At 70.6% G+C, this 8,952-nt stretch carries 8 protein-coding genes and 1 pseudogene; 5 read left to right on the plus strand and 4 right to left on the minus strand.

All coding sequences use genetic code 11. The features are described from left to right. The first annotated feature begins 49 nt into the window (after positions 1 to 49). From Q7S93_RS10135 to Q7S93_RS10155, 5 genes are all read left to right on the plus strand, one after another. Complete coding sequence (locus tag Q7S93_RS10135; RefSeq protein WP_304713775.1) at positions 50 to 1,645, plus strand: peptide chain release factor 3; 1,596 nt, start codon at positions 50 to 52, stop codon at positions 1,643 to 1,645. A gap of 3 nt (positions 1,646 to 1,648) precedes the next feature. Continuing rightward, positions 1,649 to 2,557, plus strand: coding sequence for a class I SAM-dependent methyltransferase (locus Q7S93_RS10140; RefSeq protein WP_304713768.1), 909 nt, complete (start codon positions 1,649 to 1,651; stop codon positions 2,555 to 2,557). After that, positions 2,554 to 3,288: a 16S rRNA pseudouridine(516) synthase gene (locus Q7S93_RS10145; RefSeq protein WP_304713769.1), complete on the plus strand. Its 735-nt coding sequence runs from the start codon at positions 2,554 to 2,556 to the stop codon at positions 3,286 to 3,288. Before Q7S93_RS10140 ends, Q7S93_RS10145 begins: the two co-directional genes overlap by 4 nt. A gap of 186 nt (positions 3,289 to 3,474) precedes the next feature. After that, entirely contained in the window at positions 3,475 to 4,854 is a 1,380-nt protein-coding gene (locus Q7S93_RS10150) for a hypothetical protein (protein ID WP_304713770.1), read from the plus strand. 71 nt (positions 4,855 to 4,925) lie between these two features. Beyond that, a complete protein-coding gene (locus Q7S93_RS10155) occupies positions 4,926 to 5,981 on the plus strand; it encodes a TonB family protein (RefSeq protein WP_304713771.1) in 1,056 nt (351 codons plus the stop codon). Positions 5,982 to 5,994: 13 nt separating this feature from the next. Here the strand turns inward: Q7S93_RS10155 and Q7S93_RS10160 are convergent, their stop codons facing one another. The 4 genes and pseudogenes from Q7S93_RS10160 to Q7S93_RS10175 all read right to left on the minus strand — a co-directional run. Then, complete coding sequence (locus Q7S93_RS10160) at positions 5,995 to 7,092, minus strand: DUF2336 domain-containing protein (protein ID WP_304713772.1); 1,098 nt, start codon at positions 7,090 to 7,092, stop codon at positions 5,995 to 5,997. A 10-nt stretch (positions 7,093 to 7,102) separates the two neighbouring features. After that, a complete protein-coding gene (locus tag Q7S93_RS10165) occupies positions 7,103 to 7,819 on the minus strand; it encodes a hypothetical protein (protein ID WP_304713773.1) in 717 nt (238 codons plus the stop codon). 37 nt (positions 7,820 to 7,856) lie between these two features. Continuing rightward, positions 7,857 to 8,624, minus strand: a complete 768-nt coding sequence (locus Q7S93_RS10170) for an ABC transporter permease (protein WP_304713774.1) — start codon at positions 8,622 to 8,624, stop codon at positions 7,857 to 7,859. Continuing rightward, positions 8,621 to 8,952: pseudogene (locus Q7S93_RS10175) on the minus strand (ABC transporter ATP-binding protein); the annotation flags it as partial. The pseudogene Q7S93_RS10175 and the gene Q7S93_RS10170, both read right to left, overlap by 4 nt.

Here is an 8,952-nt window from a genome sequence, read left to right on the forward strand (position 1 = left end):
GGGCAAGCGCGGGCTTTCGCGCGGGCTCGCGCTGCGCTACCTGCGGGCCATGAGCAATTCTCCCGCCGCCGAGGCCGCCCGCCGACGCACCTTCGCCATCATTTCCCACCCCGACGCCGGCAAGACGACCTTGACCGAGAACCTGCTGCTGGCCGGGGGCGCGATCCGCGCGGCCGGCGCGGTGCGGGCGCGTGGCGAGAACCGGCGCACCCGGTCTGACTGGATGAAGATCGAGCGCGAGCGCGGCATCTCGGTTTCGGCCTCGGTGATGACCTTTGACCATGAGGGGTTGATGTTCAACCTGCTCGACACGCCGGGCCACGAGGACTTCTCCGAAGACACCTATCGCACCCTGACGGCCGCCGACGCCGCGGTCATGGTGCTGGACGCCGCCAAGGGCATCGAGCCCCAGACCCTGAAGCTGTTCGAGGTCTGCCGCCTGCGCGACATTCCCATCGTCACCTTCATCAACAAGATGGACCGGGAAGCCCAGGACCCCTTCGAACTGCTGGACGAGATCTCCACCAAGCTGGCGCTGGACCCTGCGCCGCTCTACTGGCCGGCGGGCTCGGGCGGGCGGTTCAAGGGGATGGTGGACCTGCGCCGCAATCGTTTCCTGCCCTTCGCCAAGAAGACCGCCGACGAGGACGGTCACCCCGATCCGATCGCCTTCAAGTCCAACGCCGTGGTCTCCTATCTCGACCCCGAGGAACAGGCCGAGGTGGAGGAGGGCTCGATGCTGGTGCAGGAGGCCTCCAAGCCCTTCGACCCGCAGTCCTTCCTGGAAGGGCATATGACGCCGGTCTTCTTCGGCTCGGCCCTGCGCAAGTTCGGGGTCGCCGAGCTGCTGGAAGGCCTAGGGTCCTACGCCCCACCGCCGGACACCGTGCCGGCTCTGCGGAACGGCGAGACGATCCATGTGGCGCCGGGCGACCGGGAGGTCTCGGGCTTCGTGTTCAAGATCCAGGCGAACATGGACCCCAACCACCGCGACCGGGTGGCCTTCCTGCGCCTGACCTCCGGCCGGTTCACCCGCGGCATGAAGCTGAAGGTTCAGAACACCGGCCGGCAGCTGTCGGTCAATTCACCGATCATGTTCTTCGCCTCCGACCGGGAGCTGGCCGAGGAGGCCTTCGCCGGCGACGTCATCGGCATTCCAAACCACGGGGTCCTGCGGGTGGGCGACAGCCTGTCGGAGACGGGGACCCTGCGCTTCGCCGGCCTGCCCAACTTCGCCCCGGAAATCCTGCAGCGGGTGCGGGTCAAGGATCCGCTCAAGGCCAAGCACCTGAAGAAGGCCCTAGAGGGCCTGGCCGAGGAGGGCGTCACCCAGCTGTTCCGCCCCAATATCGGGGCCGACTTCATCGTCGGCGCCGTGGGCCAGTTGCAGTTCGAGGTCATGGCCGACCGCCTGGCCAACGAGTACCAGCTGGAGGTGGCCTTCGAACCGGCCCCCTATGCCGAGGCCCGCTGGCTGGGCGGCGAGAAGGCCGATGTGGAGGATTTCGCCGGCAAGCATCGCGGCGCCATGGCCAGCGACATCGACGCCCAGCCGGTCTTCCTGGCCAAGTCGACCTGGGAGATCGGCTATGTGGCCGAGCGCTATCCCAATGTGCGCTTCGAGCGCTCCAAGGAACGGGCCTGAGCCATGGACACCCAGGGGCTCTATGGCCTGCCGCCGCGGGAGCTGGTCGAGCCGCAGCCCGGCGCCGTCCAGTTCTCGCCCCTGATCCCCGGGTCGGAGGCGTTGGATGCCGTTCCCGGTCAGTCCCTCGATCATCTGACCGTCCTGGCGCCCCCGGGCACGGTGGAGCGCCGCTACGTCCTGGCCCAGGGCCTGCGCGCCCTGAAGGCCGGCGGGACGCTGACGGCCCTGGCCCCCAAGGCCAAGGGCGGCTCGCGCCTGGCCAAGGAGCTCAAGGCCTTCGGGCTTGAGGTCGCCGAGGACGCCCGGCGCCATCATCGCATCTGCGACGTGGTCCGCACCGAAGGCCTCGACCTCACCGAGGCCCTGACCGAGGGCGCGCCGCGACTGTCGCCAGAGCTTGGTCTGTGGACCCAGCCCGGCGTCTTCAGCTGGGACCGGATCGATCCGGGCACCGCCCTGCTGCTCAGCCGCCTGCCGGCGCAGACCGGGGCCGGCGCGGACCTGGGCTGTGGCTTGGGAGTCCTGGCCCACGGGGTGCTGGCCTCGCCCGCCGTCACCCGCCTGACCCTGATCGATATCGACCGCCGGGCCGTGGACTGCGCGCGGCGCAATGTGAACGAGCCCCGGGCCGAGGTGGTCTGGGCCGATGTCCGGCTGGGCGCGGCCGGGCTTAAGGATCTGGACTTCGTGGTCATGAACCCGCCCTTCCACGATGGCGGCGCCGAGGATCGGGCCCTGGGCGCGGCCTTCATCGCCGCTGCGGCCCAGGCGCTGAGGTCGGGGGGCAAGCTCCTGATGGTCGCCAACCGCCACCTGCCCTACGAGGCGGCCCTGCGCGACAGCTTCGGGACCAAGGTCAAGCTGCTGGTCGAGGAGGGCGGCTACAAGCTCTATGAGGCACGCCGTTGAGCAAGCTGCCGATGGCCAGGCTCGATCGGCTGCTGGCCAATCTGGGCTATGGCTCGAGACGTGAGGTCCACGCCCTGGTCCGCAAGGGCGCGGTGATCTTCGACGGCGCTACAGTGAGCGATGGCGGGCTCAAGGTTCCGGTGGTCGCCGACCTGCCGACCCGCATGACCATCGAGGGCGCGCCGGTCGATCCCCCGGCCCCCCTGACCCTGCTGATGCACAAGCCCCTGGGTGTCGTCTGCTCCCACCGGGAGCCCGGGCGCAGCGTCTATGAACTCTTGCCCCGGCGCTGGCGGGCGCGGACCCCGGGCCTCTCGACCATCGGGCGGCTGGACCTGGACACCACGGGGCTGCTGCTGATCACCGACGACGGGCCGCTGCTGCACCGGGTGATCTCGCCCCGCAGCCATGTGGCCAAGCGCTATGTGGCCAGCCTCGCCCGGCCGCTAGGCGGCGATGAAGGCGAACTCTTCGCCGCCGGAACCCTGATGCTGGAGAGCGAGACCGAACCCCTCGCGCCGGCGATCCTTGAGGCCCTCTCGCCAACCGAGGCCCGGCTGACCATCACCGAAGGCCGCTATCATCAGGTGCGCCGCATGTTCGCCGCGGTGGGCAACCATGTGGAAGCCCTGCATAGGGATCAGATCGGCGGGCTCACCCTGCCGGACGCCCTGGGTCCAGGCGACTGGCGCATCCTGAGCCCTGAGGAACAGGCGGCCATCTTCGCCTGAATCCCAGCCGCGCCGCAGGATGCGGGAGCGATTTCACGGCCGTTTTGCTCAAGGCCAGCAAGGTTCCGTTAACCATCTTCAAGAGTTAATGACTTGTTAATTGCCGCGGCTCCGGCTTTGCTCTGTCTGACCTGAACCCGCGCGGGGCGTCCCGCCGCGGGACTCTGATGGACGGAGTATCGCGGCATGTTCGAGTTCGGCCGGGAGCTGAAGCGGATTTTTGGCGGGCAGGGCGCCTGGGGTCCCACCCGTGACGGCCTGGCCGGCGGCGATGCGGCCCTGCTGGAACTGCTCGATCTCTCCCTGCTGCGCAATGAGGGCAAGGCCGCCGATGTGGCCGCCGGGCGCATCAGCGCCAAGGACAAGCCCCAGCGCCGTCTGGAAGCGGCCATTGTCTGGCGCGAGGTCGCCCGCCGCTCCGGCGACGCCGCCACCCTGCGCAAGGCCGCCGCTCAGGCCGAGGCCGCGGCAGGCGCCTTCGATCGTCATCGCCGTCCCGACGGCTGGGCCCGCGCCCGCTGCGAACAGGCCTTCTGCGCCCTGCTGGGCGCCGAACTGTTCGGCGACGACGGCCTGAACGCCGCCGCCGAAGTCGCCTTCCGCGAGGCCCGCGAAGCCGCCCGCGGCGGGTTGGCCGCTCCCCTGGCCGAGGTCGGCCTGGCCCTGATCGAGGGCCGCCGGCGCATGGGTCTCGGCGACGCCCAGGCCGCCCGGGTCACCGCCGCCCGGTTCTCCGCCCCCATCGCAGCGTTGCAGGCCCTGACCCGTCGCTGCTCGGCCGCCCACCTGCTGATCGCCGAGGCCCGCACCTTGCGCGCCGACATGCTGGCCGGCTGGGGCGCTCGGCTGAAGGATCCGGACCTGCTGCAGATGGCCCTGGATGAGGCCGACGACATCGCGCAAGGCCTGGACGGCGCCTATGAGCCCCTGGCCCATGCCCGCGCCGCCGCCCTCCGAGGTCAGATCCTGGCGCTGATGGGCGAGGTCAGCGGCGACATCGAACAGATCCTGGAAGCTGTCACCCTGCTGGCCGACGTGGTCGAGGACCTGACCCGCGACCACAGCCCGCTGGACTGGGCGCGCGTCCAGGCCGCCCTGGGCCTGGCCCTGCAGATCCTGGGCGAGGCCACCGATGGTGAGCGGGCCTACGAGCAGGCGGTGACCTGTTACGAGCGTGCGGGCCTTGTGCTGGCCGATGCGCCGGCGCTGGCCCTGCGGGCCGAGGCCTCCAACGGCCGCGCCATCTGCCTGGCGCGCTCGGCCGAGCTGTCCGGCGATCTGGCGGTGCTGGACGCCGCCGAGGCCGCCTTCAAGATCGAGCTGTCCCACCGCCGGGCCGGCGTCGATCCGGTCAGCTGGGCGCTGGCCCAGGTCAATCTGGCGCGGATCTATGAGGCGCGGCTCGACATCACCGGCAAGGACCGTGGCGAGCGCGCCTCGGCGGCGCTGGCCCTGCAGGCGGCCCTCGACGTGTTCGCCGAGGAAGGGCTTCGGTCCTTCACCCTGATCGCCATCGACGCCATGGAGCGGCTGCGCCTGCGCGTGGTCCCCCGCGACGGGGTTTGAAATACGGGCATCGTAACCGAAAACAACCTTTGGTAGGCTCTCCTCCCTGTGGAGGACGCGCGATGAGAATGATGAGCTTGGCCCTTTGCGCGGCCTTGAGCTTTTCGGGGCTGGCCATGGCCCAGGAGCCGCCGGGGCGCCCCGATGTCGAACCTGACTGGCTGAGGCTGCCCACGCGGTCCCAACTCATGGCCGTCTTCCCCATCAAGGCCCTGGACAAGGGGGTGGGCGGCGAGGCGACCATCGGCTGCAAGGTGAGCCTGCAAGGCGCGTTGTTCGACTGCGTCGTGCTCTCCGAAGACCCCGCGGACATGGGATTTGGCCAGGCCGCCATCGCGCTCACCCCGCAGTTCCTGATGACACCGGCGATGAAGGACGGACGCCCCGTGGTCGGGGGCGTCCGCATCCCGATCAGCTTCAAGGGTCTGGGAACACCGACTGGATCACACCTGCCCGGCGGCCATAATCTGATGACTCGCCGCTTCATGGGCCAGCCCCTGTGGGCTGACGCCCCTAGCCATGCTCAGACGGCGGCCGCTTATCCGGAAAAGGCCGCCGCCGAAGGGATCGGCGGCTCGGCCACCATCCGCTGCGCCCTGAACGAATATGGTCGCCTCAGGGCGTGTACGACGCTCAGTGAAACGCCGCGGGGCTATGGCTTCGCCAAGGCGGCCCGGACCCTGTCGGAGCGGTTCGTGCTGGCTCCGGCGCCCGACGATGTCGAACTCCGCGGGATCGAGACCCAGTACATGGTCACCTTCGCCCCTGAGATGCTGGACTCTGGAAGGCGGGTGATCGGTCAACCAAAGTGGACGCAGCTTCCGTCGGCCGGCGCCGTCGTCGATGGCTATCCCGCCGAGGCCCGGATCCAGGGGATATCGGGCGCTCGCGTGGTCATGAACTGCGACGTGGGGACGGGCGGGACGGTGCAGGACTGCGAGGTGACGTCAGAAGAGCCGGCCGAGTTCGGCTTTGGCCAGGCGGCCCTCGCCCTGGCGCCGCACTTCCGCCTGTCGGTCTGGACCGAGCAGGGGCTGCCGACCATCGGCGGTCGTGTCACCCTGCCGATCCGCTACGAGCTGCCGCCAGAAGCGGCGCCGGCTGAGACGAAACAGGGTCAACCCTAGGGCGATCGGCCGCTCAGGCCGCCGCGACGTCGCCGCTCTGGCGGCGCAGGCGCCAGAAGCGGATGGTGCGCTGGGCGGCTTCCCGCGGCAGGGCGTCGAAGAGTTCGCCATATTCCCGGGCGCGGCCCATGGCGTTGGCCTCCCGGTCCAGGATCAGGACGGCGAAGGTCAGGTAGAGCGACCGCTCGAAGCCGGCCGCCTTGCAGACGATGGACAGGGCGTCCAGGTCGCGGCGCTCCAGAATCTTGCGCGCCGTCCCGAAGTCGATATCGGCCAGTTCGCAAAGGGCGACCAGGAACCGCGTGGTTTCGCGGTTGCGCAGGAAGGCGGCCAGCACCGGCGGGGTGATTCCGTTGCGGAGCTTGAGCAGGCGGATCGCCCGCTCGGCCTCTTCATAGTCGTCGGGCAGGGCGCCGTCGCGGGTGGCCAGGCTCTTGCGCCCGGCCGCCAGGGCGGCCTCCAGGGCTTCGGGATCAACCTCGCTGTTGCGGTCGCGAATGGCGTCGCGCAGCTGGGCCTCGACCACGAAGTACATTTCGTTGAGCAGATCCACCGGCACGGCGCGGCGGGCGACGACGGCGGCGTGCAGATCGGTGTTGGCCATGGCCCGGTCCACCACGCGCTCGTGGGACTCCCGTGACAGCTCCGCGCCGTCATTGCGCAGCAGCGCGTCCAGGGTGTGGTCGTCGCCCCGCTCGACAATGGCTTCGGACACGGCCGCCGATACGGTCGAGCGCTGGCTGATGGCGCGCAGATGGTCCTGGCCGCGGGTGTGGGCGACGGCCAGCAGGTCATCGTCGGTCAGCGCCGTCGATCCTGTCAGGACCGGTTCGGCTACGGAGATGGCCGTGTCGCGGGCCAGATCCCGCAGGAGGTGGCGCGGCGGGGCCGAGGCCGCGGCGAGACGGCTGGCGAGCTCGCCGCGCACGGCCTCTTCCATGTCGCTGGCCAATTGTCCCATGACATCGTCGAACAGGGCCAGTTCGCCGCCGCCGTGGGCGCCGTCGCCGGCGAAGAACAGATCGGTCACACCCCGCAGCAACTCCCGCCGACGGGCGCTGGAGGGCTCGTTGGCCAGGGCGATCAGATCGTGAAGCTTGGACCGTTCCATGGGCAATGTCTCAGAACTGGCGATCAAGACCCTCGCCACCCTCGTCGGCCTCCTCCTCGGCGGGCGGCGCGTCGGGCGGCCCCACCAGGATGTAGTTTTGACCTTGGGGCGGGGCGGGAATGGCGTCGGGCGTCATGCCGTACTCCCGGTGTAGGGAATAGAGCTGTGAGCCCCCGGGGCGGGCGGCGGGCAGAGGCGCCGATTGGGCAAACTGTCGTGGCGCCTCGGCCGGCGCCGGGGCCTGCTGCTGATATTGCGGCTGCGGCGCGGCGGGCGCCGCGGCGGCCTGGTCATAGATGCTGGTGGGCAGGGGACCGGCCGGCGGTCCGCCCAGGAGATCCGGCGCCCGGTCGCTGACCGGCGCAAGCGCGCCGCGAAGGACGGGCTCATAGCCGGGCTGAACCGGCGGCGGCGGCGCGGCGCGGGGCGCTTGCGCCGGGGGCTGGGCGTAGGCGAACTGACGCGACAGGGCCATGGGCTCGGGGCGTTCCGGCGCCGTCGCCGCATCGTTCGCCGGAGGGCCTTGCGGCGAGCGCTTTCCGGCCCAGCCGAGCATCGGACCGGCATAGGCGACGTCGGCGCTTCGGGCGCTGGCCGCCTGGGGGCTGTCCGTCCAGGGCTGGGGCGGACCATAGCGATCCTGTGGCAGACCTTGGGCCGCCGCCGGCGCAGCATGGGCGCCGACGAGCAGGGCGAGCAGAAGGGCGGGGGCGAGCGGGCGATTCATGCTCCGCCAGCTTTAGGGTTATCGGCTTAACCTGTGGCTAACGGCCCCGCCACCAGCGCAGACCAAACCGCTCCAGCCGCGCCAGGCCCGCATAGAGCAGGGCGCCCATCAGGCCCAGCACCACCAGGGCGGCGAACATGCGGGCGGTCTGCAGGCGGTTGCCCGCCTCCAGGATCCGCCAGGCCAGACCCTGGGCGCCGCCGGAGCCGGCCACGAACTCGGCCACCACCGCCCCGATCAGCGCCAGGCCCGCAGCCACCTTGTGGCCCTCCATCAGATAGGGGACCGCCGAGGGCAGCCGCAGCCGCAGCAGGCGCTTCACCCGGCCGACTCCATAGAGATCGAACAGCCGCTCCAGGTCCGGATCGGCGGCCTTCAAACCGGTGACCGCCCCGGAGAAGATCGGAAAGAAGGCGACGACGGCGGCCAGGGCCACGATGGCCCGCTCGGGGTTGTCGATGCCGGCCCAGATGACCACCAGGGGCGCGATGGCCACCACCGGGGTCACCTGCAGCACCACGGCCAGGGGCTTGATGGCCCGCTCCAGCACCGCGCTCAACGCCACCAGCAAGGCCAGGGCCTGGGCCGCCAGGCTGGCGATGATCAGGGCCGCCAGGGCCATGGCCAGGGTGTTCCAGGCGGAGGCGAGCAGCGTGCCCGCGTCGGCCGCCAGGCTCACGGCGACCGCGCTGGGCGCCGGCAGGAAATAGGCGGGGACCTGGAGCGCCCGGCAGGCGATCTCCCAGCCGGCCAGCAGGATGGCGATGAGGGCGAGGGGCGCGATGAGGTCCGTGAGCCGCCTCATGCGGCCGCCTCCATGCCCTTGGCCAGGACGGTGGACACTGCCTCGACCGCGCTGCGGAAGGCCGCAGTGGTGCGGAAGCCTGGGGGGCGGGGTGTCGGGCCGGCGATGGTCATCTCGCCGCCGACCCGGCCGGGGCCGCGGGTCAGCACCACCACCCGGCTGGCCATATAGACCGCCTCCTCGACGCTGTGGGTGACGAAGACGATGGCCGGCTTGAGCTCGGCCCAGAGCTGCAGCACATCGTCGGCCAGGGCCCGTCGGGTGATCTCGTCCAGGGCCGCGAAGGGCTCATCCAGCAGCAGCAGCCGTGGCTCCGTCACCAGGGCGC

It is taken from the genome of Phenylobacterium sp., from assembly GCF_030646615.1.
GTDB lineage: Bacteria > Pseudomonadota > Alphaproteobacteria > Caulobacterales > Caulobacteraceae > Phenylobacterium.

Coding starts and splice junctions, on each gene's coding strand:
- Q7S93_RS10160 (WP_304713772.1), bottom strand. CDS start 7,092: ATGGAACGGTCCAAGCTTCACGATCTGATCGCCCTGGCCAACGAGCCC.
- Q7S93_RS10140 (WP_304713768.1), top strand. CDS start 1,649: ATGGACACCCAGGGGCTCTATGGCCTGCCGCCGCGGGAGCTGGTCGAG.
- Q7S93_RS10155 (WP_304713771.1), top strand. CDS start 4,926: ATGAGCTTGGCCCTTTGCGCGGCCTTGAGCTTTTCGGGGCTGGCCATG.
- Q7S93_RS10170 (WP_304713774.1), bottom strand. CDS start 8,624: ATGAGGCGGCTCACGGACCTCATCGCGCCCCTCGCCCTCATCGCCATC.
- Q7S93_RS10135 (WP_304713775.1), top strand. CDS start 50: ATGAGCAATTCTCCCGCCGCCGAGGCCGCCCGCCGACGCACCTTCGCC.
- Q7S93_RS10165 (WP_304713773.1), bottom strand. CDS start 7,819: ATGAATCGCCCGCTCGCCCCCGCCCTTCTGCTCGCCCTGCTCGTCGGC.
- Q7S93_RS10150 (WP_304713770.1), top strand. CDS start 3,475: ATGTTCGAGTTCGGCCGGGAGCTGAAGCGGATTTTTGGCGGGCAGGGC.